The sequence below is a fragment of the Pyxidicoccus fallax genome (assembly GCF_012933655.1).
In the GTDB taxonomy this organism is placed as follows: Bacteria; Myxococcota; Myxococcia; order Myxococcales; family Myxococcaceae; genus Myxococcus; species Myxococcus fallax.
This window is the reverse complement of record NZ_JABBJJ010000045.1, coordinates 19,923-45,621: the sequence shown is the minus strand read 5'-3', so window position 1 is coordinate 45,621 and position 25,699 is coordinate 19,923. Positions and strand designations below refer to the sequence as shown.

The following is a 25,699-nucleotide window of genomic DNA, read 5'->3' as shown; positions in this document are numbered from 1 at the left end:
CTTGCGAACCGTGCGCGCGGCCGTGGCGCTCCAGTGGCGCTCGGCCCCTGTCGCCTCGGCCACCGTGCTCGCGCTCACGGCGTGCACCGGGGCCGTCGCCGCGATGGGAGGCTGGCTGACCAAGCTGTTGCTCGATGAGCTCGGCCGCGGCGCCCAGGTCGACTCCCAGCGCGCCCTCGGGCTGGCGGTGGGCGCTGCCGCCGTGGCCGGAGGCGCCATGGCGGTGCTGAACCTCACCGAGTACCTCAACGGGGTCATCCGCTGGCGTGTCACCCTCGAGGTCGAGCGCGCGCTCTTCACGAAGGTCAGCGCGTTGGAGAGCCTGCGATACTTCGAGGAGCCCGCCTTTCACGGCCAGCTCCGGCTGGCGGAACAGGCGGCCCAGGAGGCGCCGCAGCAGCTCTCGGAGCTCGTGCTCGCCGTCATCCGCGCGGCCATCTCGGTGGTGACCTTGAGCGCCGTGGTGCTGTCGGTGTCACCGCCCATGGCGCTGCTGCTCCTGCTGGCGGGAGCGGTGGGGCTTGGCGCGCAGCTCGTCCGCAGCCGCTGGTCGGCGCGGCTCTCCGAGGCCCTGGTCCAGACGTATCGCTGGCGCGACTTCTATCACTCGCTCCTCGTGGACGTCCGGGCAGCGAGGGAGAGCCGGCTGTTCGGGCTCGGGGAGCTGCTCCGGGACCGGATGGTGACGACGTTGGGAAGGGCCTCGGCGCGGGAGCTCGCCCTGGCGCGCAAGGGCGCCGCGATGCAGGCCTCGCTGTCCCTGCTGACCGCCGGAGTCACCGCGCTCGGCGCGTTCATCGTCGTCCGGGGAGCCGTCGAGGGCCGGCACGCCATAGGCGATGTGGCGCTCTTCCTCGCGGCGGTGGCGGGCATCCAGAGTGCCTTCACCGGTCTGGTCGTGCAGATGCAGGAGGCGGGACGGAGTGTGCTGACCTTCGGCAACTACCTCCAGCTCCTCGCCCTCCCCGGCCGCACGGCGGGCCCCTCGCGAGCCGTGGAGCCGCTGCGGCGCGGAGTGGAGTTCCGGGACGCGTGGTTTCGCTATGACACCCGCGGCCCCTGGGTGCTGCGCGGGGTGAACCTGTTCATTCCCGCGGGCGGCTCGGTGGGGCTCGTGGGCATCAATGGCGCGGGCAAGAGCACCCTGGTGAAGCTCCTGTGCCGCTTCTACGAGCTGGAGCGTGGTCAGATTCTCTGGGACGGAGTGGACGTGCGTGAGTTCGAGCCGCGCGCGCTGTGGCAGCGGATGGCGGCGACGTTCCAGGACTTCATGACCTACGACCTCACCGCCGCCGAGAACATCGGCCTGGGCGATGTGGCCCACCTGAAGGACGAGGCACGCATCCGTGCCGCGGCGCGGCTGGCCGACATCGATGACAAGCTCGCCGCGCTCCCCGCCGGCTACGAGACGCTGCTGAGCCGGACCCTGGAGGGTGAGGATGGCGACGGAGCGCCGGGAGTCTCGCTGTCCGGAGGACAGTGGCAGCGCGTGGCGCTGGCCCGGGCCCTGATGCGCGAGGACGTGGACCTGTGGGTGCTCGATGAGCCGAGCTCCGGCCTGGATGCCGAGGCGGAGTTCGGGATCCACCAGACGCTGCAGCGCCATGGCGCGGGGCGGGCGCGGTTGCTCGTCTCCCATCGGCTCAGCGCGCTGCGGAGCGCGGACACCATCGCCGTGCTCTCACGGGGCCAGGTGGTCGAGCAGGGCACGCATGAGGAGCTGATGGCGGCCGGAGGCGAGTACGCGCGGCTGTTCTCGCTGCAGGCCCGTGGCTACCAGGATCCGCGCCTCGTCTCGCGGACTCCGGAGGAGGAAGCGGCATGAGTCTCGTGCTCGGAGTGGGACTGGGAGCCCTCGTGGCTGGCGCCGCGCTGGTCCTCTGGACGCGGCGCCGCTGGCTTGTCGTCACCGTGCAGGGCTACAGCATGGAGCCCACGCTGCGCGACGGCCAACGGCTCATCGCGCGGCGGCGGAGCGGCGCTGATGCTGGGGCTCCCGGGTACGGTCGCTCGGACATCGTCGTCTTCCTCCTCCCCTCCTCGCAGCTCGAGGCGATGGAGTCCGCCGACCTGCCCTACCGGATCAAACGGGTGGCCGCCGTCCCTGGAGATCCGGTGCCGGACTGGGCCATGGAGTCGCTGTCCGCGGACGCACGGACCCGTGTGCCGCCCGGCAAGGTGGTGGTGTCCGGAGACAACCCACGCAGCCAGGACTCACGGCAGCTGGGCTACATCGACTCACGCGCCATCATCGCCGTCGTGCGGCGCTGAGCGTTCCCGGCCGGATGGAGCCCTCATGAGCCCTGCGACGGGCGGCGCTCCTTCCTCCCTGCCTCACGGGCCTGCTGGAACTCCTGACGCAGCCGGTGGATCTCGTAGGGCACGAGCATGATGCCCAACGCCCCCAGCGTGATGAAGACCAGGGCCCCCCACCACAGCACCGGCGAGGCAATGAAGCGCTGCCAGACGGCGATGACGATGGCGAGCCCGAGCAGATTGAAGGCCAGCCCGGGAAGCCAGGAGACCCCGCGCTGGGGGAACAAGTAGAGCGAGAGAGGTTCCCGGTCTGTCTGCCCCGTCGCTGAGTACAGGCGTGGTTGGAGCTCCAGGTACTTGTAGCGAAGCAGCGGCAGAAGCTCCATCCACAGGTTGCTCGTCCAGAGCGCCGTCAGCATGGTGATTGCCACGAAGGCGAAGGCGATGTCCTCGGAGCGCAGGCCCCTCTCCTCTGCCCCGCTGCTCGTGAAGGTGAAGATCGCGATCGCCAGGGGCAGCACGGTGCCGAACAGGGTGTGGATGCCCTTGAGGAGTTCCTCGATGTGGGTCTGGACGTGGGTGAGCTCGTACTGGAGCGCGGCGATGAGGGTCGCGTCGTCACCCGCGGGATGCTGGGGAGTGGTCATCACCCTGCTCAGGGCAGGCTGGCGGACCAGCCACCGTCCACGGTGTACGTGCCGCCGGTGCAGTAGCTGCTGTCCCCGCTGGCGAGGAAGAGGTTCAGCTTCGCGACCTCCTCGTTGGAGCCGAAGCGCTTGAGGGGCACGCGCCCGGCGACCCACGCCCGGACCTGGGCTTCGTTGCCGGCCCCCAGGGTCCGCTCCACGTTGGTCATCATGTCGTTGTCGACGGGGCCCGGGCACACCGCGTTGACCCGGATGCCGTGAGGCGCGCCGTCGATGGCGCCCGCGCGCGCGAGCCCCACGACGGCGTGCTTGCTGGCCACGTACGGCGAGGAGATCCCCATCCCATTGAGGCCGCCCGCCGAGGCGGTGAGGATGATGCTCCCGCCGCCGCGCTTGCGCAGCTCGGGGAACGCGTACTTGATGGCCAGCCACGTCCCGCGCACGTTGATGGCCATCACCGAGTCGAAGGCCTCCACGGAGATGTCGGAGATGGGGCCGAACTCCCCCTGGATGCCCGCGTTGCTCACCACGATGTCGAGCCCACCGTGGCGCTCCACCGTCTCACGCAGGTAGCGCTGCGTGTCCTCGACCTGGGAGACATCCGCCACGGTGTAGCTGACGTTCTCGTGGTTGATGGCCTGCATCGTCTTGCGGAGCTTCTCTTCGTTCCGGCCCACCACCACCACCCGGGCGCCCTCCTGGACGAAGAGCGCGGCCGTCGCCGCTCCGATACCACTGCCACCGCCGGTGATGACCGCGACCTTGTCCTGCAACCGCTTCATGATGTGCCCCCACTCGAGGGCGGCTGGTGTGTTCCAGCCGCCCCGCGAATCTTAGAGAGTGCACGTCAGTGGCACTAGTAGCCGAGTGCCTTCCTGAAGGCATCGATGCTGGCCCGCTCCTCGGCCGGCGCCTTCTCCCGGGCCCGATCGAGCAGGTGGCCCCAGTTCTCCTTCTGCTTGACGTGATGGCCCTCCTGCTGGGCGGTCGCCACCAGGGTGGAGAGCGCCGTGACGGGGTCCTTGGCATTGCTCACCAACGCATCGAGCGCCTTGTACGCGGCGTCACCCTTGAGGCCGTGGTCCTTGAGCATCCGGGTGAACTGCGTCATGTCGGCGAAGGGCCCGGCCTCGGCGCCCACCACCAGCAAGGGGGCCTTGGTGGCCAGCGTCTGGAGCTGCTCCGCCGACAGGCCCAGCTCGTCCGTGAGCAGCTTCGCCTGCTTGCTCCCCGTGAGGACCAATGCTTCGCGGAGCGCCTTGTCCTTGATGCCCGCCTTCTCCAGGAACTCCCGCTTCTGCTGCTGCTGCTCCTTCGTGTCGAGGTAGTTGGTCACCAGCTCTCCACCCGCCGAGATGACGGCTCCAGCGCCACTGATGACGGCGCCGACAAGCGCGGCAGGTCCGGCCAGTTCGAGACTGCCGCCCAGCACCCCCAACGTGTCACCGATGATGGAGATGTACTTTCCCGCATCCGGATCATCGCGGGCGCTCTTGACCCGGAGGACCAGCGAGGTCGTGCTGGCCGCCAGGCCGAGCACGGGGGACAGCCTGCCCGCGAATGAAGCGAACTTCGCGGCCTTCGTGCCAGTGGCCGCCGCGTCCCTGCCGGCGCCGGTCAACGTGGCCGTGAGCTGCGCGGTCAGGTCCAGGCCCCCCTTGCTCGCCGAGGCGATGTCCTTGAGCGCCTTGCCATAGCTCTCCAAGGCGGGGACGCCCTCCTCGCCGGCATTCCGGGCGGACTCGGCCGCCGAAGCTCCGGCGAACATGAGCCCCACGACGGCGATGCTCTTGAAGAGGGGGCTCTTCGCCTCCCACTGCAGCGCGTACTTCTGGAGGTCCGAGTACTTGTCGAACTCCACGGCGTTCTCGAACTGGCTCGCCGCGAACTTCGCCTGGTCGTAGCCGCCCGCCGCATCGAGGAGCGGCTTGAACTTGTCCATTCCCTCCACGAACTTGGCGAAGGCGTCCTTGGGGTCCTCGGCCCCCGCGAGGTACTCGGCCGCCGACTTCTCCATGGCCTTCGCGGCCAGGTCCTTGACGAAGTTCGGGTCCCCACCCGTCAGGGCCCGAGCGGCGGGAGACGCCGGGTCCTTGAGGATCTCGTTGGCGACCTCGGCGGCGGTCAGTCCCTTCGGCGAGTCCGCCAGGAGGTTGAGGGCCTTGCGGATGTCCGCCACATTCCCCGTTCCCGAGGCCAGCGCGTTCTTGAGCGCCTCCGGGTCCTTCTGGAGGGTCTGCGCCAGCTTCTCCGCGGCCTGCGCCTTCTTCTCGTAGGCCTTCTTGTAGTCGGGGTGCTCCTGGAACGCCTTGATGTAGGCCTTCTTCTGCTCCTCCGTCAGCGTGTTGCCGAGGCTGGAGAGCTGCTTGAAGAGCTCCTCGTCCTTCTTCTTCGCGGCGGCGGCGGCGTCCTCGTACTCCTGGGTGGCGCCCTTCACGTCGCCGACGAGGTCGCCCGCCTTGTCCGTGCGGTCCGTCTTCTGGACGTTGAGCTGCTCGGCGATGTCGGACCAGGGCGAGCTGGAGGCGACTCCCGTGTTGCGGTACGAGTTCAGGTCGACATCGGAGAAGGTGCCCGCCTCACGCGCCGTCTTCAGCGCGTCCACCAGCAGCCTCCGCTCCGCCTCGGTGCCCCGGTAGCTTCCCGCCTGGTGCTGATAGCTGAAGAGCTTCTCGCCCAGCCGCTGGAGCAACCCGTTGTCGCCTTCCTTCCGCGCCAGGTCGACGAGCTGGGCCGTGTAGTCCGGGTCCTGGGCATGCTGCTGGAGCAGCTCCTTCATGCGATGGACCTGCCCCTCGGGGGGAAGCTTCTTGAGCTGCTTGTAGTCGTCCGTGGCCTGCGTGGCGGACTTGAGGTTCAGCAGACGCGGGAAGGGCGGCTCCAGCCCCGCCTGGGAGGCCGCGACGTTGGCCGCCTTCTCCGCCTCCTCCGCCTTCGCGGCCGCCTCCTTCGCGGCTTCCTTGTTGGGGGGAGACGGGACGCGCTGTGCCTCCCCGGCCAGCGCGTTGGCCGTCTCCCGGAGCTCGTTCGCGGCGTTCTTGAGGTCCGTCGCGTGCTTCACAGGGTCCGCCGAGCCGCTCTCCGGACGCCCCGGGTCCGCCACCATCATCGCCTGGAGCTCGGGGGACACCTTCGCCTTCTCGATGGCCCTCGCCCGCTCGGGTGAGCCCGGAGGGGCGTCGAGGATCTTCTTGGCCTGGCCTCCCGGAATGGAGCCCACCGGCTGGTAGTGGGGCTGCTCCTTCTGGAACGCCTCCATGGAGTCGTAGCTCTTCTTCGTCGTGGGGTCGTAGACCTTCGAGCCCTGGCGGATGACGACGTGACCAGACTGGCCCTCGGTGTCGGGGCGGTTGTCCTTGAGGAAGACCAGCTCCGAGCGGCCCCGGATCTCTGGCGACGCGAGGTCCAGCCACTCCGCGGCCACGTCCAGGCAGTTCTCCTGCCCGTCACGGGTGTTCTCGGTGAGCAGGTTGCTGGCCGCGGGCGTGTTCGCGTCGAGCCGTGGGGCCTTCGGCTGGGGCGCGGCGGCGTCGAAGGACGAGCGGAAGCGCTGCTGAGACTGCTGGGCCTGCTGGGCCTGTTGGGCCAGCGCGGCCTGTCGCGCCAGCTCCGCCTGCCGGGCGGCCTCGGCGGCGCGGCGGGCCTCCTCCGCCCGCCGGGCGGCAATGGAGGGGTCGACTCCGGAACCAGGACCTTCGGGGATTCGCATGATGGGAGCCTCGGGAGCAGACGTCGTTCACTGGCTACGAGCGCCGCACCGGCTCCCACGTCCCAACAAAATCGAAGCGGAGCGAGGCGCGGGAGCCTACCTGCGCGCACACGACGCCTCCCCCTTTCGAGGGATCCCGATCTTCCGGGCCGGGGATATGTGGAACACCTCGTCTCGCGGAGGCACGCGGAACGGATGAAGGAAGTCATGAGGCACCAGGGCACACGGTCATGGCAGCGGTGGGTCCTGGCGTGCTTCTGCGCGTTGCTGTCCGCGGGCGCGGCGCCCCCAGTCCAACCCGAGGGCCGCGACCGCAACATCGCCCAGTTCTACCACTCGCGTTGGACCATCAAGGACGGTGCCCCCGGGCAGCTCACCGCGCTCGCGCAGACGCCGGATGGCGTGCTCTGGCTCGGCGCCGCGTCGACGCTGTACAGCTTCGACGGCGTCCGCTTCGAGCGGTTCGAGCCTCCGGACGGCTCCCCCATCACCACCATCCAGACGCTGTACGCCTCACCGGATGGCGGCTTGTGGATGGGGTTCCAGTATGGCGGCGCGGCTTTGCTGAAGGACGGGCGCCTCACCCGGTATGGCGCCGAGCAGGGACTGCCGCGCAACCAGCTGTCGTCCTTCGCGGTCGACGCGGATGGAACGGTCTGGGCCTGTGGAAGAACCGCCGGGCTCCTCCGGCTCCGGGACGGGCGCTGGCACCCGGTGGGCGAGGACTGGAGCTTTCTTGGAGCGTATGCCACGGCGCTCTTCGTCGACCGCGACGGCACACTGTGGGCCGCGACGGACTCCCAGCTCGTGTTCCTCCCGAAGGGAAGCCGGGCGTTTCGCGAGACGGGCGCCCGCGTGCAGTGGGTGGGCAGGATGGCCCAGGCGCCCAATGGCGACATCTGGGTCACCGAGCTGTTTGGCGGCGTGGGGCCCCTGGTGCGTCCGAATGGAGAGCGCATCGATGCGCCGCCGAGAATCGACGTGAAGTCGGCGGGGATGCTCTTCGACCCCGAGGGCAGCCTGTGGCTCGCCACGCTCGGAGAGGGAATGCTCCGCGTGCCTCATCCCGAGCGGCTGGAGGGCCGGCAGCTGGGCCGGCTCGAGCCGGGCCTGGAGTCCTTCACGGAGAAGGAGGGCCTCAGCGCGGACTACGTCTGGCCGTTGATCCAGGACCGCGAGGGCAACATCTGGGCCGGCACCAGCGGCGGCCTGGACTGCTTCCGGCACAGCACCCTGGTGCTCGCGGAGTTCCCGCGGGGCTCGCACGACTTCTCACTGGCCGCCGGCGACGACGGCGCCATCTGGGCGGGCAGCACCAACCGGCCCCTGATGCGACTCCATGACAAGCAGGTCCACTTCAGCGGGCTCACGTCCGTCGTCAGCTGCCTGTACCGGGACCGGGATGGCAACGTGTGGGCGGGAGCCGAGGACGGCATCTGGCGCATCGAGGACGGCGTTCCGGTACACGTCACCGCGTTTCCGTTTCCCCCGGGCTCGAGGATACGACAGCTCCAGTCGCTGATGAGGGACGGGAGCGGCGCGCTGTGGGCGGTGCCGGTGGGAGACGGGCTGATGCGCTGGAAGGATGGCGTGTGGACGAGCATGGACGCGCTGCTCGGTCCGCCCCCGTTCAAGCGCATCAACATCGCGACGATTGACGCGGGGGACCGCCTCTTCCTGGGGCACGAGGACAGCAGGCTGAGCGTGGTCGAGAACGGTGTCGCGCGGCGCTATGGCCCCGCGGACGGTCTCGACCTGGGCGTGGTGACCGCGCTCGGCGTTGGACGGCGGACGTGGGTCGGTGGACAGCTCGGCCTCGCCTGGTTCGACGGGCAACGGCTCCAGCCTTTCCGCGTCGAGGGCAGCGAACCCCTGCGCGGCATCGCCGGCATCGTGGAGATGCCCGATGGCGCCCTGTGGCTCCACGCCGTGACGGGCATCTACCACCTCGGAGCGGACGAGGTGGAGCGTGCCGTCGCCGACCCGAACCACCTCGCCCGGGGCGACCGCTTCGACTTCCTCGATGGACTGCCCGCGCGCCCCACCCTGCTGCGTCCCCTGCCCTCCCTCGTGCAGGGCACCGATGGCAGGCTGTGGTTCGCGACCACCAACGGCGTGGTGTGGGTGGACCCGACGCGCATCTTCCGCAACCCGCTGCCCCCGCCGGTGAAGATCCGCTCGGTGCGGGTGGATGGCCGTCAGCTCGCCCCGGGGGCGTCGCTCGTGCTGCCGGAGCGGGCGACGAACCTCGAAATCGACTACACGGCGCTGAGCCTCACCGTCCCCCAGCGCGTGCGCTTCCGCTACCGCCTCGAAGGGGTGGACGCGACCTGGCAGGACGTCGGCACGCGGCGCGAGGCGTACTACACGCACCTGGCTCCCGGGCGGTACCGCTTCCAGGTCATCGCCGCCAACAACGACGGCGTCTGGAACGAAACGGGAGCGAGCGTCGAGCTCGTCCTGCCGCCCGCCTTCTTCCAGACGTGGTGGTTCCGGGCCCTGTGCGTCGCCGCGGTCCTGGCCGCGCTGTGGGCGGTGTACCTGCTGCGCCTGCGCCAGGTCCGGGCGCGCATGCGACGCCTGCTGGAGGAGCGGCACCTCGAGCGCGAGCGCATCGCCCGCGAGCTGCACGACACGCTGCTGCAGGGCATCCAGGGGCTGATTCTCCGCTTCCAGTCGGTGGTGGAGAAGCTCCCGGAAGGCGAGCACGCGCGCACCTCACTGGAGAAGGCGCTGGACCGCGCCGACGCGGTCCTCGTGGAGGGCAGGAACCGGGTGCGGGATTTGCGCGCCACCGCGGAGAGCACGGGCGAGCTGTCCCGGGCCTTCGCCAAGGTCCGGGAGGAGTTGGAGCTGGACGCAGCCACGGGCTTCCACGTGGTGGTGGAGGGCCACCCCACATCACTGGACCCGCTCGTGCGCGATGAGGTCTTCCGCATCGGCCGCGAGGCGCTGGTGAATGCGTTCCAGCATGCTCGGGCGCGGCGAATCGAGGTGGAGCTGACCTATGCCCGCGACGAGCTCCGCCTGCGCATCCGGGACGATGGCCGGGGGGTCGACGCGGAGCTCCTCCAGGCCGGCGGGCGGCCCGGACACTGGGGGCTGTCCGGCATGCGCGAGCGCGCGCGGAAGATTGGCGCGACGCTCGACATCTGGAGCCGCGAGGACGCCGGGACGGAGGTGGAGCTTCGCGTGCCGGCCTCGGCCGCGTACCGCGGAGACCCGAAGCACTCCTGGCGCCACCGGCTCCGGCGCATGGCCACCGGAGGCCGATAGGCCCCGGCCTCAGATGTCGATGATGCCCCGCTTCAGGGCGACGACCACCGCGTGCGTCCTGTCCCGGGCGCCGAGCTTGGTCAGGACGTTCTTCATGTGCGTCTTGACCGTCTCCTCGGAGATACCCATCCGGGCGGCGACTTCCTTGTTGGCGTTGCCGACGGCGACGAGGGCGAGGACGTCACGCTCGCGGACGGTCAGCTCGTCATCCGCCACGTGCTCCGCCAGCTCGCTGGCGATGTCCGCGGCGATGCGGCGCCGTCCCGCATGGACGCTGCGGATGGTCTCCACCAGCTCCTTGCGGAGCATGCTCTTGAGCAGGTACCCGGCCGCGCCGGCCTTGATGGCGCGCAGTGCCTGGGCGTCCCCCTCGTAGGTGGTGAGGACGATGATTCGCGCCGCCGGGAACTCCGCGCGAATCGCGGTGATGGCGTCGATGCCTCCCATCGTGGGCATCCGCACGTCCATCAGCGTGATGTCGGGCTGGTGCGCGCGGAAGGCGCTCAAGGCCTGCTCGCCGTTCTCCGCCTCGGCGACCAGGGCCATGTCCGCCTGCCCGGCAATCATCGCGCCGAGGCCTTCCCGCAGGAGCGGATGATCGTCGACCACCAGGATTCGGATGGTGGAGCCTGTGGGAGTCATCACGGTCGTTGGATACCCGCCGCGACTCCCGGCGGCATCCCCCGAAAGAGGGAGCGGCCTCCCTTATCCCAGGTTCGGTCAGGCGGTACCAGCCACCCGCCGTCACTCCCGGGATGGAAGCGGGGACGTCCCCGAGGCGGGCTTTCGCTTCCCGCGCAGCACCTCGACCACGAGCTCCCGGATGGCATCGTAGGACGGCTCGCCATCGAAGAATCCGAACGTCTGGTGGGCGCCGTCCGGGAAGTAGCCATCCAGGTGGAAGATACGCACCCCGGGTGTCCGGTTCTCCGTGATGGCCTTGTTGGTGAACTCGTAGGAGCCGAGGCTGAGCGTGCGCTGAACGGATTCCCCATCGGGGGTGAGCACCTCGAAGCGGTAGCGCACCGCCCGCTCGCCCTCGAGCTCGAAGTGCTCGAACACCATCACCTTGTGTCCCGACTCCTCGAACTGCTCGCGCACGAAGAAGGGGCTGTCCACCGCGCCGCGCTGCTTCAGCTCGCGCAGGGCCGTGAGCTGCGCGTCGCGCTCGGCGAGCTGACCGAGCGCCTGGTGCTCCTGGATGAGCTTGGCGCGGGCCCTCCAGTCGTCCGGTGCCGCCGCGATGACGGCACGGAAGTGTTCGAGCGCCTGCTCGTGCTTCCCCGCGAGCTGGTAGTGCTGGCCGAGGTTGTACCGCAGCGACAGGTCGTCCGACGTGCCCAGGGCCGCGGCCTTCTCCAGCAACGCCACGCCTTCGTCCACCCTGCCCTGCGCCATCAGCACCTGCCCCCTGCCGCGCAGGGACTCCGCATCCTCGGGGGCAATGGCCAGCGCCGCCTCGTAGGCCGCCAGGGCGCGGGGCAGTTCCTTCCTCGCCTCCAGGGTGGCGCCGAGCTGTCTCCAGTGCTTCGCCTTGCCCGGGTCCAGCTCGGCGGCCCGGGTGAGCTCCGCCTCGGAGCCGGCGAGGTCTCCCTGGAAGCGCAGGTAGAAGCCCCGCATGAAGTGGTACTCGGCGACGTCCGGCGCCAGCCGCAGCGCTTCATCGAAGGCGCGACCGGCCTCGGCATCGCGCTCGAGATAGAACGCGGTGCGCCCGAGGAGGTAGTGCAGGTGCGGGTTCTCCGGCTCGAAGCGCAGGGCGTCCCGCAGCTCCAGGGCGAGCATCTCCAGGCCCTGGCGTTGCCGCGGGCCGTCGGGTCCCAGGCGGAGCTCGTCGAGGCGTGCCTCCAGGTGCCTGGCGTCCCCCCGCGGGCCAGCGGGAGACTGACGCGCCGGAGGTGTCACGGTCCTGCACGCCGGAGTCATGCCCCCCAGCAGGAGGGTCATCAGGGCAACACGGTAGAGGGGACTTCCGGACACGGGGCGGGCTCCTTCGGATTCCGACTGCGAGGGACGCGCGAAGAAGACCTCGCGAGCCCCGCGTCCTGCATCACGGAATCCTCATTCCTTCCGCATCTGCGCCGCATGGCGGACCGGGTCAAGCAACACAACCCCGCGTCAGCAAGGACCAGAGGCGGCGTACATGGCCTTCGAGCCCCCACGTCCCGGGTTCGGGGAAGGTGTACTGCTCGAACGCGGAGAAGATGCGCAACCTGGGGCATTCGCGCCGGAGCCACGCGACGCCCTCCTCCGTCACCTGGGTGCCGCGCAGGTGCACGGCCTTGAGGCGCAGGCGGGACAGGTGCTTCAGCCCCCGGTCGCTGACCCGCGTCTTGTCCAGCTCGAGGTAACGGAGGGCCGGGAGCTTCCGCAGGTGCGCGAGCCCCGCGTCGCTCACGGCGGTCTCGTTCAATCCGAGCGTCCCCAGCCGGGTGAGCCCCACCAGCGCACGCAGGTCTTCGTCCTCCACCGCGGTCCTCTGGAGCTGGAGGGTGTCCAGCCGCCGGAACCGGGTGAGCCCCTCCAGCGACTTGACCGACGAGCCGGCCAGGTCGAGCCCCTCGAGCGAATCGAGGGAGCTCAGCGCGCCGAGGTCCGCGAAGGCCGGCACGCGGAGGTGGAGCGACCTCAAGCCCCGCGGCACGGAGAACGTGGAGCCCCCTCCGAGGGGCGAGGACTGGACCTCCACTTCGAGCTCCTCCAGCCGGGAGAACCGCTCGAGGACCCGGAGGTCGATGGGCAGCCCGGGGTCCGCTTGCCAGGAGAGAGAGCTCAGCGGCAGGTCCGCGAAGGGGCGGAGCCCCGGTCCCTGGACGCGGGTCTTCTCCAGCCGGAGATGGCGCAGTGCCGGCAGCGGCGCGCGAGCGAACGCCTCCAGGGCCTCGTCATCCAGGTCGGAGCCGGACAGCGCCAGGATCTCCACGTGCATGGACCGCTCCCGGACCGTGGCCAGCTCCCGCTGGCTGCTGACCCGCGAGTGCCAGTACAGGCTGAATCGCCCTCCCTTCTCATCTTCGTACGACGAAGGCAGGGGTGGGCTGAGGGCCTGGAAGGGCGGATATCCCTGGTGCTTGTGATAGAGGAGCTGCTCGTTGGCGGTGAAGCGGCCGCAGCAGGCCAGGTCGATGAGGGTGTGCTCACCGCCCTCCCGCGTCACGTTGAGGTTGATCCACCGGGGGACCGCGCCCTCGCGCCACAACAGCTCGACGACCTCCTCTCTCGTGAGCCGCGAGCGGGAGGAGGCCGGGATGCGCTCGGGGTCCTCCGGGTAGACCCGCTCATCCGGGTGCAGCGGTTTGCCGTCGTGGGAGCAGTTGAGCTCGACGTCGAAGCGGATGGAGTCCGGCAGCGGCTCGACGATGAGCATGCGCGCGTAGTCCCGGGCCCGCTCGGCGGCGCGCCCCAACCGCTCGGCGAAGACACTCTTGTCCATGACCAGGAGTCTACCGGAGGACCTCCTGGCGTTCATGCGCGGAATGTCACATCTCATGCGCCCGGGCGAGCACACGCCCGAGCCAGCTCGCGATGCCGCGCCAGCTCTCATGGCGCGTGAGGTGGCTGTTGTAGCAATGCCCGATGTTCTCGAGCCGCTGCACCGTCACCTCCGGCGCGGCGCTCCAGAGGGCCGCCTCGCCGTCAGCGTAGGCGCTTCCGAACAGGACGTCGTGGTCCGCGAGCTGGACGAGGACCGGGACATTCACGGCGTCGACCTTGGTGGCCGCGGGCTCGAAGGTGCGGGCCATGGCGGTGAGGAAGATGCCGCGCGAGATGGGATGGGTGAAGCGCGCGTTGTCGTAGGCCACCATGTCCGGGTCCACCTCGGGCGCGTGGAAGAACGAGGCGGTGCGCTCCGCGGGCGTCATGTGCCAGTAGGGCGCGTCGAGGGCACGGTCCACGAGCTCCTCGGGGAGCGGGAGTTCGTGCGCCACGTGTCCGAGCCCGGTCGACACCAGCGCGTCCACGGGCGTGCGCAGCGAGCCCTGGGCGTGGATGGACACGTTGCTGCCGAGCGAATGGCCCACGAGGGCGATGCGCTCGAAGGAGAGCCCCAGCGCGTTCTGGCCACCGCGCATGGCGCGGACCACCTGGTCCACCGCGGCGCTCGCCACGTCCACGGTGAGCGCGTCACCGTCGGGGCGGCTGCTCTCCCCGGCGCCGAGCTGATCGATGGCGAGCACCGTGTACTGCCGGCGCACCATGTAGCGCGCGTAGGAGTAGGCGCGACCGTTGAGTTCGAGCAGGTCCCAGTACTGGTGGTCATAGGTTCCGCCGTGGACGAGCACCTGGAGCGGTCGGCCGGAGGGGGTTCCATCGTGGTAGAGGTACCCCACCACCTTGCACCCGCCCGCGCAGGGACCGGGGACCGGGAACGTGAGCCGCTCGACCTGGGTGCGGTCCGGAGACTGCGCGTGGGCAACGCCTGTCGCGACACCGGTGAGCACGGCGAGGGCGAGGACTGCCTGCTCGAGCAGCAGCGTCATCGAACGAGATGTGATGGCCATGGACTTCCTCCTGGGTGGGCCGCACGCGGCCAGTGATGGGGCCAACGTGCCTCTGGAGGTGTTGTTGCGTCCAACGCATTGATGGCATCCAAGTTCATGACGTAGCTTCATGACATGTCCCAGGAGAGCACCCTCGAGGCGAGAGACCTCCGCCTCATCCAGGCCATCGCGGAGCAGGGAGGCGTGACGCGCGCGGCGCACCGGCTGCACCTGAGTCAGTCGGCGGTGAGCCACCAGCTGGCGGGGCTCGAGGAGCGGCTCGGAGTCACCCTCTTCGAGCGCGTGCGCAAGCGGATGGTCATCACGCCCGCGGGCCAGCGGCTGGCGGCGCTGGCCGCCGAGGTGCTGCCGAGGCTCGCGCGGGAACAAGCCCAGCTGCGCGCCGCCCTGACACCCACGCCGCCGCGCCCCTTGCGCATCGCCGCGCAGTGCTACACCTGCTACCCGTGGCTTCCGCGCGTGCTGACGGGGCTGTCCACCGCGCACCCGGAGGTGGACCTGCGGATGGACGTGGAGGCCACGCGCTCGGTGGAAGAGGCCCTTCTCGAGGACCGGCTGGACGTGGCGCTGTGCTGCTATCCCGTGAGCGCTCCCGGGCTCGTCTCCACGCCCCTCTTCCGCGACGAGCTCGTGGCCGTGCTGCCCGTGGGCCACCCGCTCACCGCGCGCCCCTTCGTCACAGGCGCGGACCTGGTCGAGCAGACCGTCTACTTCTACCCGCTCCCCGCGGAGGACGAGGAGCGCTTCCGCCACGAGCTCCTGCCCCGGAAGCCCGGTGCCCTGCGCATCCGCACGCTCCCACTCACCGAGGGCATGGTGGAGCTGGTGCGGACCGGGCACGGGATATGCCTCCTCGCGCGCTGGTCACTCGGTCCGCATCTGGCGCAAGGAGGGCTCGTCACGCGAAGCCTCGGTCGCAGGGGCTACTGGCGGCAGTGGAGCGCGGTGCACAAGCGCCACGGCCCGCTCGCCCCGGCGCTCGCCACCCTCGTGGACCTGCTGCGAAGCGCGGTGCTCTCCGCCTGAACAGGCCTCGTCACACCTGGGCCTGACCGCCATCGGCGAAGAGCTCGGCGCCGTTGACGAAGCTCGAATCGTCGGAGGCCAGGAAGACCGCCGCCTTGGCGATCTCATCGGCCTCCCCCACCCGGCCCATCGGAATCCTCGAGGCGAGCATGTCGAGCAGTCCCTGCTGCCGCGCGGCGTCGGGCCCGGCGAGTTCGACCAGTCCTGGCGTGCGGGTGGAGCCAGGGCTCAGCACGTTGACGCGGATGTTCCGGCCCTTGAGGTCCAGGATCCAATTGCGCGCGAAGCTGCGGACCGCCGCCTTGGACGCGGCGTAGACGCTGAAGGCCTGGGTCCCCTCGGTGCCCGCGGTCGAGCCGGTCAGGATGACCGATGCGCCCTCGGCCAGCAGCGGCAGCGCCTTCTGGACCGTGAAGAGCACGCCCTTCACGTTGCGGCCGAACGTGTCGTCGAACTGCTCCTCGGTGATGGCGCCGAGCGGCAGCATCGAGCCGCCGCCCGCGTTGGCGAAGAGCACGTCGATGCGGCCCTTCTCCTCGCGCACCCGGGCGAACAGCCGATCCAGGTCGGCCAGGCTCGATGCGTCGGCGCGCACGCCGGTGGCGCTCCTACCCAGCGCCGCGACGGCCGCGTCGAGCTCCGCCTGGCGGCGGCCCGTGATGTAGACGTGCGCGCCCTCGGCCACGAACCGCCGGGCGGACGCGAGGCCGATACCGCTGGTGGCTCCGGTGATGACTGCGACTTTTCCTTCGAGCTTGCGGGACATGGTGCGTCTCCTGTGGGGCGGGCCGTGCGCCGGGGCGCATCGGCTGTCGCCCGGGGTGTGGAGACACATGTACCGGGACGCGCATGGCGCCGAAACAGCAAGGACCGCAAACCATCGTTGCAGGAATGCAGAGGTCGACGGTGCCGTGTCAGCGAGGCCAGCGCCACGTGGGCTTGGAGAGGTGGTCCGCGAGGAAGGCGGCGAGCGCCTCGACCTTGGCCGGGCGCACGCCCGTGGTGGGGGTGACGAAGTAGAGGCCGCCGGTGGGCAGCGGCCAATCCTTCAGGAGCACCTCCATCCTTCCGTCCCGGAGGTACTCGCTCGCGATGAACTCGGGCAGCTCGGCGATGGCGAGCCCCGCGAGCACGGTGGGCACCAGGGCATCCGCGTTGGTGACGCGAAGCCGGCCGGCGGGGGTGACGGTCTCCTCCTGGCCCGCGGCATTGGCGAACCGCCAGACGTCGCTCCGCGCACGGTAGGCGTAGCCCAGGCAGTCCCGGTCAATCAGGTCGCGAGGGTGCTTCGGCCGGCCATGCCGCTCCAGGTAGCGCGGCGCCGCGACGATGAAGCGTGAGACGGGACAGAGCCGCCGCGCGACCAGCGACGAATCCAGCTGCACCTGGATGCGCAGCGCCGCGTCGAAGCCCTGCCCTACCAGGTCCACGGCCACGTCCGAGAGGTGGAGGTCCACCGACACCTCCGGATAGGCGCGGAAGAACTTCGGCATCAGCGGCGCCACCCAGCGCAGCCCGAAGGACATGGGCACTGCGAGGCGGATGAGGCCGCGCGGCTGGGCGGACTGTTCCCGCGCTGCGTGCTCCAGGGCCTCGGCGTCGTGATAGAGGCGGCTGGCGCTCTCCGCCAACGTCCGCCCGAACGCCGTCAGCGCGAGCCGGCGCGAGGTGCGGTTGAAGAGCCGTGCACCCAGCCGTTCCTCCAGCCGGCTGACGCCACGCGATACGGTCGCGACGGACACGCCCATGGCCCGCGCGGCCGCCGCGAACGAGCGCTCCTCGGCCACCTTGGCGAACATCGCCAGTCCCTCGAAGTCCGGCAGTTTCGACATCGGCAATCCTCTGTCCATCCTTCCATGGCCTCTTCTCCGGCGCTACGAAAGGACCTGAGCGCTGCGTGCGCGTAGGAAGGACAGCCATGACGAGGAAGCCGGACATCACCACGCTCGACTCACGCGAGGTCTACTCGAACCGGTGGATGCGGGTTCGAGAGGACAGGGTCCTCCGCGCCGATGGGTCTTCGGGCATCTACGGAGTGGTCGAGAAGCCCGACTTCGTCGTGGTCGTGCCCGTCGAGGGTGACTGCGTGCACCTCGTCGAGCAGTTCCGGTACCCGTCACAGGCGCGCTTCTGGGAGTTTCCACAAGGCGCGTGGGAGCAGGCGCCAGACACCGCCCCGGCCGAGGTCGCGCGCGCGGAGCTCCGGGAGGAGACGGGCCTGGAGGCCGCGGAGCTCGTTCACGCGGGGAGCCTGCTGCTCGCTCCCGGTTATTCGACCCAGAGCTACCATGTGTTCCTGGCGCGCGGGCTGATTCGAGGGGAAGCCCAGCTCGAGCGCGAGGAACAGGACCTCGTCACCGCGAGGTTCAAGCTCGCGGAGGTCGAGGAGAGGGTTCGCGACGGCCGCATCCGGGACGCCACGACGGTCGCCGCGCTCGGGCTGTTGAGGTTGCGAGGGCTGCTCTGAGCCCTCAGGACACCTGCGCCTCCGCGATGGCGGCGCGAAGCTCGTTCGCCAGCGCCTGCACGTGCGGCTCGGTCAGCAGCGAGACATGGTTGCCCGGAACCATGCGCAGGCGCAGCGGCTGCGTCGAGACGTCCTCCCAGCCCTCGGTGAGCGTCTCGCAGAACTTGCTGTCGATGGCGCGCAGGAAGGTGATGGGCCCCTGGAAGCGCTCGGCGGGCTCATAACCGGAATAGCTCGCGGCTCGATAGAGCGCCAGGATGCGCTCGATGCGCTCGTCGGGCTCGTCCGGCGGATAGGCACCGTGCTTCCGGGCGAGGTCCATGAAGTGCTTGATTCGCTGTCGCGCATCGAGGGCGTGCATCTCATCGCTCTTCAGCCCGATGTCCACCTCGAACCAGTACCGGAAGCCAGCCCCGACGATGGAGTAGAACTCGACGAGGTCGACCAGGAAGGTCTCGTTCGGCAATCGGAGGCGGATGTTCGCGGGCGACCAGGCGTCGCACACGGCGAGCACGGCCACTCGCTCTCCCTGGCGTTGCAGCTGCAGGGCCATCTCCAGCGCGACCATGCCGCCGGAGCAATGGCCTCCCAGGAGATAGGGGCCGCGTGGCTGCACGGCGCGCATGGACTGGATGTGGTCCGCCGCCATCTCCTCGACGCGCTCGAACGGCTTGCGGTCGCCGTAGAGGCCTCGGGTCTGGAGGCCGTAGAGGGGCTGCTCCGGCCCCATCCAGCGCGCCAGCGCATGGGAGTTGAGCGTGGTCCCCTCTCCTCCCGGCAGGAAGAAGAAGGGGCGCTTCGAGCCATGCGGCTGGAGTGGGACGACCGGGTCCTCGTTGAGCCTCCTGGAGCGCGCGCGGAGCTGACAGGCGATGCGCTCGATGGTCGGCTCCTTCAGGAAGGCCTCCATCGAGAGCGGGACATCGAATCGCGCAGCGGTCGCGGCCAGGAGGACCTCCGCGCTGGCGGGGTCGCCACCAAGGCCGAAGAAGTCATCCTGCATCCCGATTCCGCTGGCGTCTCTGCGCAGGGTGTCCGCCCAGATTCGCGAAACTCGCAGCTCGTAGGCGTCTCGTGGGGGGATGAAACGCTGGGGCATCATCGTTCTCACATGCATCATTGGAAATCACACCTGCGCTTCCGCGATGACGGCCCGGAGCTCGCGCGCCAGGCGGTCCACGTAGGGTTCGGTGACGAGCGTGACGTGGTTGCCCGGGAGGTCCCGGACGCGTGGAGGCTGAGTCGAGACTTCCTCCCAGCCTCCCGTGGGCGTGACGCACAACAGGGAGTCGAGGCCGCGGAAGAAGGCCAGCGTGCCCGTGAAGCGGTCCGCCGGCACATACCTCGCGCGACAGATGCGACGGCCGAGGTCCAGTACCCGGTTCGCGCGTTCATCGGGCGCGTCCGGGGTGTAGATGCCGTGCTTCCTGGCGAGGTCCATGAAGCGCGCGGCCTGCCGCTCCAGGTCGAGCCCCACCAGCGCCTCGCGCTCCAGCGGCACGTCCTCGCCGAACCAGTACTTGAAGCCCTTCGAGAGGAAGACGAAGTAGTCGGTGGGATCATCCACGAAGGTGACGACCTCATCGGCATAGAAGGGAGCGGGCGCCAGCGCATCGATGGAGGCCAGCAGGGCCACTCGCTCTCCCTGGCGTTGCAGCTGCAGGGCCATCTCCAACGCGACCATGGCGCCGATGCAGTGGCCCCCCAGGAGATAGGGGCCGCGCGGCTGCACGGCACGCATGGACTGGATGTGGTCCGCCGCCATGTCCTCGACGCGGTCGAACGGCGGGGGCTCGCCATGGAGCCCCCGGGTCTGGAGGCCGTAGACGGGCTGGTCCGGCGCCATCCGGCGCGCGAGCGCGTGGAAGTTGAAGACGTTCCCCTCCCCGCTCGGCAGGAAGAAGAAGGGGCGCTTCGAACCGTGTGGCTGGAGCGGAACGACGGGCTCCTCGTTGAGCTTCCTCGAACGCGCGCGCAGGTGGCACGCAATGCGCTCGATGGTCGGCTCCTTCAGGAACGTCTCCATCGAGAGCGGGACATCGAAGCGCGTCGCGATCACGGACAGGACGGCCTCCGCCCGGGTGCGGTTGCCTCCAAGGACGAAGAAGTCATCCTTCATCCCAATCTCGGTGGCGTCCCTGTGCAGGATGCCTGACCAGATCTGCCAGAGCCGCAGCTCATAGAAGTCTCGGGGTACCACGGGATGCTGGGGCATGACCTTCCTCACTCGTGCTCGACCAGCCGCATCCCATCGTGGCGATGGCGGCGGGGGGATGGCGGTTGGAGCGCACCGAACGGCTCGCGGAGCACCGAGAGTTCCTGGTCGCGCACCCGCCGTTTGACCTGGATGGGCAATGCGCCGGAGCCCGCCTCGCGCGCGAGCACGCTCGCGATGAGATGCGCGACACGCGACCAGTCGCAGTACCCGTTGATCGCCGCCCGCTGGCGCAGCTGGACGGCGGGGTCCACCGCGCGGCGCAGCGTGGCCAGCGCCCGCTCCGGGTTGTCGCCGAGCGTGTCGACGAGGACCGGCAGCGGCGAATCCCGGTGCGTGGCGCACTGGGTGGCATACAGCCGCTCGAGCTGGAACGCGTAGACCGCGCGCTCCATGGCCACCTCCGCGGTGATGGCGTCCACGGCGCCTTCCGGCCACTCCAGTGGGTCAGGCGTCATGAGGAGCGGAGGAATGCCGTTCACGAGCGCCGCGCCGATGCTGCTCAGGCCCGGGCGACAGACGAAGGTCGCCCGCGGCTTCGCGACGAGGGCCCGGAGGAACGTGCTCCAGTGCTCGTCGATCCATCCGAGCAGCGTCACGTTCGGGAGCCGGGAGCGCTCCAGCTCGAGCGACAGCCACGCGCGATCCTCCACACTCCCGCCCGCGAACAGGAACTGCGTCTCCTCCATCCGTGCCGCCAGCCCCAGCATCGCGCGCCAGTGCCGGCGGCTGCAGGCGGAGAAGCCATTGCCCTGCGACACGAGCACGACGCCGCGCGGATCCTCCGGGGTGAAGAGGTGCTGGAGCCCCGGCGAGCGCTGGGCCAGGAAGGCTCCGGCCCGCTCCGCGGCCTGCTCCGGGGAGAGCGCGCTGGCCTGACCGAGCGGCGGGATGACCACGTAGGGCTGCTTGCCCGACTCCAGCGACAGCCACTCACGCCAGTTGACGGCCTGGTACCAGATTGTTCCGCTCTCCGGCACGCCAGCCATGAGCGCCCGGCTCGAAGCCTCGAAGTCGACCGAGGGATTGAGCCGTGGATCGATCCCCGACGCGAGCAGCGCGTCCCTGAGCTCGCGCCGCGTGTGGATTGCCGGCGCGGACGCGGCCAGGAGCTCGGCGACGCCCGAGGCCACCTTCGTCGACCGGGGAGTGCGCGCCAGCTGCCGGAGCCACTCGAACTCCTCGAACGCATAGCGCACGGCATGCAGTGGGACTTCCTCCTGCCGCGCATGCTCGGCGAGCTGGTGCAGGATCCAGGTCTCCGGCCGGCAGTCGTTCACGATGGCCGCCGCGCCCATGCTGGCCCGGGCGAGTTCGCGATTGTCCGCGAGCCACAACAGGGCGGCCTCGCGGTTCATGAGCGCCGGGCGCGAGGTGTTGGCGACATCGGCGGGGGTGATCGTCGCCGACTCCGAGTCGCTGTAATGGAGGGGGACGACGTGGATGCCCGCCGAGCGCTCGGCCTTCCGGCGCGCGTAGGCCGCGTCCTCCTGTCGCCGGATCGCCGCGGTGAATGGCACCGGCTCCGGGAGCCTGTCGAGGGCGCCGTGCACCGCCGGTACCCAGCCCGTCGTGTGCCCGAAGGCTTGCGCGACGTACAATACGCCCGTGGAGGCCGCCCCACCATGGGACGTCACGCGGAACTGGCCCGCCTGTCCGGAATCCGGCTCCGTGACATAGAGCGGAGCCTGGGCCTCCAGCAGCGACGCGCCGTCGCGTGGAATGAGCATCGCCACGCCAGCATCCCGGTCCGAGACCAGGATGCTGTCGGAGCCGGCGGCCAGGGCGAACGCCGCCGTACCCTGGGCCGGCGGCGCGTCATCGATCGACAACGGCTGCCCGGCGACGGAGATGCGCGGCGACTCCCCGGGTACGCGGTACGTCACCTCGATCCGCCCGAGGGAGAGCTCGACGGCATCGCCGCGCAGCACCCAGGACGGTGCATCCCGCGGCGGAACCACGAACATCGAAGAGGCTCTCATCGGGAGACCTCGTTCGCGTAGAGGTCCCGGTCGACCATGTCTTCGTAGGTCTCCGCGCGACGGACGAGCGTCTCACGGCCCTGCTCCAGGACCACGATGCCCGGCTGCGGAAAGCAGAAGGAGTTCGAGAAGGAGACCAGATAGGCGCCCGCGTCCATGATGGCGAGCGTGTCCCCAAGCCGGAGTCGGGGGAGCTCGATGGACGCCCGCAGGGAGTCCATGGGGCTGCAGGTGGGACCGTCGAGGGTGTACGGCTCGCTCGGGGATTCACCCCACCGCTCGGCGTGGAAGATCTCGTGATACTCGCGGTGCAGGATGTGGGCGATGTTCTCGCCGGCATCCAGGATGGCGTGCGCGGGCCCCTTCCCTGCCGCATTGAGGCTGTTGACCCGGCAGAGGAGCATCTGGGTATTGCCGGTCAGCGCACGTCCGGGCTCCAGCAGGATGCGGGGCGTGGGACGGCCGGCGCGGCGGAAGTGGTCCTCGACCGACTCGACGAGCAGCTCGAGGTAGCGCTCGATGGAGAGCCTGCGGCGGACCCGCTCGGCGAGCGGGAGCGGCGAGTCGTCCAGCGGCAGCACCGTTGGGACCGCCAGGCTGCCGCCGAGGTCGAGGAACTCCAGGTCGAGGCCGAGCCGGGCGTGGAGCGTGTCGCAGAACTCCAGCACCTCGCGAAGGAAGCGCTCCAGCGTGTCGGCATCCTGGATGGCCACGCCACGGTGCGCGTGCAGCCCGACGACCCGCAGCGAGGGATGTGACAGCGCCTCCTCGTAGGCCGCCAGCGCCTGGCCTCCGGCGATCGGCACGCCGAACTTGCCGGACCAGCTATCGGAGGTGGCCAGACGGATGCCCACGTTGGGTCGCTTGCCGAGCTCCGTGGCGGCCTGTGCGAGGAGCGCAATCTCCTCGCGGTGGTTCAGATGGGTGAGCAGGAGCTCGCTCTGGACGAGCTTGCGCGCGAAATCCGGCGTCTTGCCCGGGCCGTTGTAGATGATGTTTCCGGGCGCGACCCCGAGCCGCATGGCGAGCCACAGCTCGTACGGAGACACCACCTCGGCTCCAACGCCGAGCCGCGACAGCTTCTGGAGCACGGCCGGAATCGGATTGGTCTTGTAGGAATAGTAGACCTCGACACCGCGCGACTGGCCTCGCGGCACCTGCTGGAAGCGCCGGACGTTCTCGGCGAGCCGGGCGGCGTGGACGACGAAGAGCGGGCTGCCCCAGCGCTCCGTCAGGCCCGCGAGCGGCTTGCCTTCCAGGCACAACCCGCCTTCGGCTCGCGTCAGGCCCCAGGTCTCGGGAGGAAGAGACCGCGAGACGTCGGTCGCTTGATTCGTGCTCCCCTCGGGAGCAACGACGGAGTGCGCGGACAAGTTCAAACCCTCGATGCGGGTTGTGGTGTCTGTCGAGTTGGAAGTGCGGGATGTGGACACGAGCGTTCACCCGGAAAGGCTGGAGACGGATTCCAGCGTGCGGGTCCGCCGAACAGCACGGCTCGTGCCAGCTTCGGGAGTGTCGGGGCTCCTCTGGAGCTCCCGCGGTGCACTCGGACTGACATGTCACTGACGTGGCCGTGACATGTCAGCGCTCGCGAAGCTGAAGGGCGTGCGCCTCATGCGCTGGGCTCGCCAGAACCTGAGCACACGCGCTACCGCTCGCCGTCCCTTCGAACCGGAGGTCCCCGGGTGCTGAAAAGTGAACGGCCCGGCCTCCTTCCCATGCCTGCCAAGGGGATTGAGCCCGGTGCTGCTTCACGGGGAATGTCAGTAACCACGCACCCCAGGTCCGCCCAGGGCCTCTCTTCGGGGTCCTCGGGGCGAGCGGACTCTTCATGCCGCAGCGGGTCGAACCTTTGCGCGCCCGCGCATGCAACTTTTAAAAGGCTGGCCCCATAATCAAGCAATCCAAGAAGTAGAAACTGCCCGAGGACTTCCCATGAAGGTCGGTGATCGTTCACCCCCGGTCTCCACCCGCAAGGTCGAGAGCACCCAGAGCCCCCAGACGTCCCAGCCGACGAAGGCCACGGAGCTGGCGTTCCTGGACACCCTGCGGGCCACCATGGCGACGCCGGCCGTGGGGGCCACCACGCGGACCACCGCCACGACGGCCGTCTTCACGCCCCCGGCGGCGCAGCAGAAGGCGCCCACGCAGGCGATGCTCCCGCCCTCTTCCTCCCTGCTGACTCCGGAACGGATGGCGCGCGCCGTCGACAACGCCATCCGCGCCGCGGCCGCGGGGGGCGAGCCGCTTCCCGGCGGGGCCGGGCGGAACGATCTCTACCAGTACGCGCTGAGGCTGCAGAAGGACGGCTGCAACGACGCCGCGAAGATGGAAACCGCGCTCAAGGACATGGTGTCCGAGCTGCGCCGCGGCCCGCTCTTCCCCAAGACCGACGCCGACTTCAACGCGCTGACGGACCTGGCCTTCAAGCGCGCCTACGACAACAACCAGTACCCGACGAACTCCGAGGAGTACGGCCGCTACCGCGAGATGGCCAGGCAGATGGCCGCCGATGGCAAGACCTTCATGGAGATCAGCTATGCCATCTCCGACAAGGCCATGAACGTCCGGTTCTACGGGGGCGAGCCGGATTCGGACACCGCCATCGGGAACGCCATCGACAAGGCGTTCAAGCGCGCCAACGAGAATCCCAACTACAGGACGACCGAGGGCGACTACCAGAAGTACTGGGACATGGCCAAGCAGATGGCTGCCGATGGCAAGGACTCCGAAGCCATCATGTATGCCATCAAGGACAAGATCGCCAACGTCCTCGCCTTCGGAGGCGATCCGGATTCGCCCACCGCCATCCGGAACGCCATCGACAAGGCGGCCAGGCGCGCCTACGAGAATCCCAACCACAGGACGAGCGACGCCGACTTCAAGAAGTACGATGCCGTCGCGAAGCAGATGGCCGCCGAGGGCAAGAACTCCGCGGAGATCATGTACGCCATCGCGGAGAAGATCACCGACGTCCTCGCCTTCGGAGGCGATCCGGATTCGCCCACCGCCATCCGGAACGCCATCGACAAGGCGGCCAAGCGCGCCTACGAGAATCCCAACCACAGGACGAGCGACGCCGACTTCAGGAAGTACGAGGCCATCGCCAAGAAGATGGCGGCCGAGGGCAAGAGCTCCTCGGCCATCAGCTATGCCATCTCCGACAGGATCACCAACGTCCTCGTCTACGGAGGTGATCCGGATTCGACCCCCGCCATCCGGACCGCCATCGACAAGGCGTTCAAGCGCGCCAACGAGAATCCCAACTACAGGACGACCGAAGCCGACTACCAGTGGTACGATGCCATGGCCAGGAAGCTGGCCGCCGAGGGCAAGGACTCCGAAGCCATCAGTTATGCCATCTCGGACAGGGTGACGGACCGGAACAAGTACGGCGGCGACCACACCGACCGGCACGTGCAGGACGGCATCCTCGAGCGCTCGTTCCGCGCGGTGCTCGGGAGCGCCTACCGGCCGCCCCTGCCGAAGGAGGAAGAGGTGTGGCGGGCCCTCATCGACCAGTTGGGGCAGGAGGGCAAGCTGTGCAGTGAAATCGAGGCGATGCTCCGCGCGGACCTGCAGGTCTCCTACTACAACCTCTGAGTCGCCTGTGAATCGC

At 69.5% G+C, this 25,699-nt stretch carries 19 protein-coding genes; 6 read left to right on the top strand and 13 right to left on the bottom strand.

Translation table 11 applies throughout. The features are described from left to right. Positions 1-10 precede the first annotated feature (10 nt). Together HG543_RS12750 and HG543_RS12745 are read left to right on the top strand one after the other, a co-directional pair. Positions 11-1,825 (top strand): ABC transporter ATP-binding protein, encoded by a 1,815-nt coding sequence (locus HG543_RS12750; RefSeq protein WP_343073339.1) that lies wholly within the window; start codon positions 11-13, stop codon positions 1,823-1,825. Next, the gene (locus HG543_RS12745; RefSeq protein WP_171817761.1) at positions 1,822-2,271 is read left to right on the top strand and encodes a S26 family signal peptidase; all 450 of its coding nucleotides are present in this window, start codon (positions 1,822-1,824) and stop codon (positions 2,269-2,271) included. Before HG543_RS12750 ends, HG543_RS12745 begins: the two co-directional genes overlap by 4 nt. 23 nt (positions 2,272-2,294) lie before the next feature. Here HG543_RS12745 and HG543_RS12740 read toward each other — a convergent pair whose 3' ends face one another. From HG543_RS12740 to HG543_RS12730, 3 genes are all read right to left on the bottom strand, one after another. Then, complete coding sequence (locus tag HG543_RS12740) at positions 2,295-2,903, bottom strand: hypothetical protein (RefSeq protein ID WP_169344996.1); 609 nt, start codon at positions 2,901-2,903, stop codon at positions 2,295-2,297. A gap of 8 nt (positions 2,904-2,911) precedes the next feature. Continuing rightward, positions 2,912-3,685 carry an SDR family NAD(P)-dependent oxidoreductase gene (locus HG543_RS12735; protein ID WP_169344995.1) on the bottom strand — a complete coding sequence of 258 codons (774 nt, stop codon included), beginning with the start codon at positions 3,683-3,685 and terminating at the stop codon, positions 2,912-2,914. A gap of 74 nt (positions 3,686-3,759) precedes the next feature. Further along, positions 3,760-6,612: a hypothetical protein gene (locus HG543_RS12730; RefSeq protein WP_169344994.1), complete on the bottom strand. Its 2,853-nt coding sequence runs from the start codon at positions 6,610-6,612 to the stop codon at positions 3,760-3,762. A gap of 195 nt (positions 6,613-6,807) precedes the next feature. Between HG543_RS12730 and HG543_RS12725 the strand changes: the two genes are divergently transcribed. Continuing rightward, positions 6,808-9,888 carry a sensor histidine kinase gene (locus HG543_RS12725; RefSeq protein ID WP_169344993.1) on the top strand — a complete coding sequence of 1,027 codons (3,081 nt, stop codon included), beginning with the start codon at positions 6,808-6,810 and terminating at the stop codon, positions 9,886-9,888. Positions 9,889-9,897: 9 nt separating this feature from the next. On the opposite strand, the gene HG543_RS12720 is transcribed toward HG543_RS12725, so the two are convergent. From HG543_RS12720 to HG543_RS12705, 4 genes are all read right to left on the bottom strand, one after another. Continuing rightward, a complete protein-coding gene (locus HG543_RS12720) occupies positions 9,898-10,530 on the bottom strand; it encodes a response regulator (protein ID WP_169345011.1) in 633 nt (210 codons plus the stop codon). Between the two features lie 102 nt (positions 10,531-10,632). After that, complete coding sequence (locus HG543_RS12715) at positions 10,633-11,868, bottom strand: tetratricopeptide repeat protein (RefSeq protein WP_169344992.1); 1,236 nt, start codon at positions 11,866-11,868, stop codon at positions 10,633-10,635. Positions 11,869-11,986: 118 nt separating this feature from the next. After that, positions 11,987-13,321, bottom strand: a complete 1,335-nt coding sequence (locus tag HG543_RS12710; protein WP_169344991.1) for a leucine-rich repeat domain-containing protein — start codon at positions 13,319-13,321, stop codon at positions 11,987-11,989. 46 nt (positions 13,322-13,367) lie between these two features. Further along, complete coding sequence (locus tag HG543_RS12705; protein ID WP_169344990.1) at positions 13,368-14,390, bottom strand: alpha/beta hydrolase; 1,023 nt, start codon at positions 14,388-14,390, stop codon at positions 13,368-13,370. Between the two features lie 114 nt (positions 14,391-14,504). On the opposite strand from HG543_RS12705, the gene HG543_RS12700 reads away from it, so the two are divergent. After that, a complete protein-coding gene (locus HG543_RS12700; RefSeq protein ID WP_169344989.1) occupies positions 14,505-15,416 on the top strand; it encodes a LysR family transcriptional regulator in 912 nt (303 codons plus the stop codon). Positions 15,417-15,426: 10 nt separating this feature from the next. Here HG543_RS12700 and HG543_RS12695 read toward each other — a convergent pair whose 3' ends face one another. Both HG543_RS12695 and HG543_RS12690 read right to left on the bottom strand, forming a co-directional pair. Then, positions 15,427-16,182: an SDR family NAD(P)-dependent oxidoreductase gene (locus HG543_RS12695; RefSeq protein ID WP_169344988.1), complete on the bottom strand. Its 756-nt coding sequence runs from the start codon at positions 16,180-16,182 to the stop codon at positions 15,427-15,429. A gap of 148 nt (positions 16,183-16,330) precedes the next feature. Beyond that, entirely contained in the window at positions 16,331-17,248 is a 918-nt protein-coding gene (locus HG543_RS12690; RefSeq protein ID WP_169344987.1) for a LysR family transcriptional regulator, read from the bottom strand. 86 nt (positions 17,249-17,334) lie between these two features. On the opposite strand from HG543_RS12690, the gene HG543_RS12685 reads away from it, so the two are divergent. After that, a complete protein-coding gene (locus HG543_RS12685; protein ID WP_169344986.1) occupies positions 17,335-17,883 on the top strand; it encodes an NUDIX domain-containing protein in 549 nt (182 codons plus the stop codon). A gap of 4 nt (positions 17,884-17,887) precedes the next feature. Here the strand turns inward: HG543_RS12685 and HG543_RS12680 are convergent, their stop codons facing one another. Genes HG543_RS12680 through HG543_RS12665 form a run of 4 tightly spaced genes read right to left on the bottom strand, consistent with a single transcriptional unit; the run spans position 17,888 to position 23,453 of the window. Next, entirely contained in the window at positions 17,888-18,985 is a 1,098-nt protein-coding gene (locus HG543_RS12680; RefSeq protein WP_246356972.1) for a thioesterase domain-containing protein, read from the bottom strand. Between the two features lie 24 nt (positions 18,986-19,009). Beyond that, positions 19,010-20,098 (bottom strand): thioesterase domain-containing protein, encoded by a 1,089-nt coding sequence (locus tag HG543_RS12675; protein ID WP_169344985.1) that lies wholly within the window; start codon positions 20,096-20,098, stop codon positions 19,010-19,012. Positions 20,099-20,106: 8 nt separating this feature from the next. Continuing rightward, positions 20,107-22,080 carry a hypothetical protein gene (locus HG543_RS12670; RefSeq protein WP_169344984.1) on the bottom strand — a complete coding sequence of 658 codons (1,974 nt, stop codon included), beginning with the start codon at positions 22,078-22,080 and terminating at the stop codon, positions 20,107-20,109. Continuing rightward, complete coding sequence (locus HG543_RS12665; RefSeq protein ID WP_246356971.1) at positions 22,077-23,453, bottom strand: diaminopimelate decarboxylase family protein; 1,377 nt, start codon at positions 23,451-23,453, stop codon at positions 22,077-22,079. Before HG543_RS12665 ends, HG543_RS12670 begins: the two co-directional genes overlap by 4 nt. Positions 23,454-24,015: 562 nt before the next feature. On the opposite strand from HG543_RS12665, the gene HG543_RS12660 reads away from it, so the two are divergent. Then, positions 24,016-25,683: a hypothetical protein gene (locus tag HG543_RS12660; RefSeq protein WP_169344983.1), complete on the top strand. Its 1,668-nt coding sequence runs from the start codon at positions 24,016-24,018 to the stop codon at positions 25,681-25,683. The last annotated feature ends 16 nt before the right edge of the window (positions 25,684-25,699 follow it).

Excerpts from the sequence above, each read along its gene's own strand:
- HG543_RS12695 (WP_169344988.1), bottom strand. The coding sequence starts at position 16,182 with ATGTCCCGCAAGCTCGAAGGAAAAGTCGCAGTCATCACCGGAGCCACC.
- HG543_RS12705 (WP_169344990.1), bottom strand. The coding sequence starts at position 14,390 with ATGGCCATCACATCTCGTTCGATGACGCTGCTGCTCGAGCAGGCAGTC.
- HG543_RS12745 (WP_171817761.1), top strand. The coding sequence starts at position 1,822 with ATGAGTCTCGTGCTCGGAGTGGGACTGGGAGCCCTCGTGGCTGGCGCC.
- HG543_RS12700 (WP_169344989.1), top strand. The coding sequence starts at position 14,505 with ATGTCCCAGGAGAGCACCCTCGAGGCGAGAGACCTCCGCCTCATCCAG.
- HG543_RS12675 (WP_169344985.1), bottom strand. The coding sequence starts at position 20,098 with ATGCCCCAGCATCCCGTGGTACCCCGAGACTTCTATGAGCTGCGGCTC.
- HG543_RS12680 (WP_246356972.1), bottom strand. The coding sequence starts at position 18,985 with ATGATGCCCCAGCGTTTCATCCCCCCACGAGACGCCTACGAGCTGCGA.
- HG543_RS12690 (WP_169344987.1), bottom strand. The coding sequence starts at position 17,248 with ATGTCGAAACTGCCGGACTTCGAGGGACTGGCGATGTTCGCCAAGGTG.
- HG543_RS12730 (WP_169344994.1), bottom strand. The coding sequence starts at position 6,612 with ATGCGAATCCCCGAAGGTCCTGGTTCCGGAGTCGACCCCTCCATTGCC.
- HG543_RS12735 (WP_169344995.1), bottom strand. The coding sequence starts at position 3,685 with ATGAAGCGGTTGCAGGACAAGGTCGCGGTCATCACCGGCGGTGGCAGT.
- HG543_RS12660 (WP_169344983.1), top strand. The coding sequence starts at position 24,016 with ATGAAGGTCGGTGATCGTTCACCCCCGGTCTCCACCCGCAAGGTCGAG.
- HG543_RS12740 (WP_169344996.1), bottom strand. The coding sequence starts at position 2,903 with ATGACCACTCCCCAGCATCCCGCGGGTGACGACGCGACCCTCATCGCC.
- HG543_RS12685 (WP_169344986.1), top strand. The coding sequence starts at position 17,335 with ATGACGAGGAAGCCGGACATCACCACGCTCGACTCACGCGAGGTCTAC.
- HG543_RS12710 (WP_169344991.1), bottom strand. The coding sequence starts at position 13,321 with ATGGACAAGAGTGTCTTCGCCGAGCGGTTGGGGCGCGCCGCCGAGCGG.
- HG543_RS12725 (WP_169344993.1), top strand. The coding sequence starts at position 6,808 with ATGAAGGAAGTCATGAGGCACCAGGGCACACGGTCATGGCAGCGGTGG.
- HG543_RS12670 (WP_169344984.1), bottom strand. The coding sequence starts at position 22,080 with ATGAGAGCCTCTTCGATGTTCGTGGTTCCGCCGCGGGATGCACCGTCC.
- HG543_RS12720 (WP_169345011.1), bottom strand. The coding sequence starts at position 10,530 with ATGACTCCCACAGGCTCCACCATCCGAATCCTGGTGGTCGACGATCAT.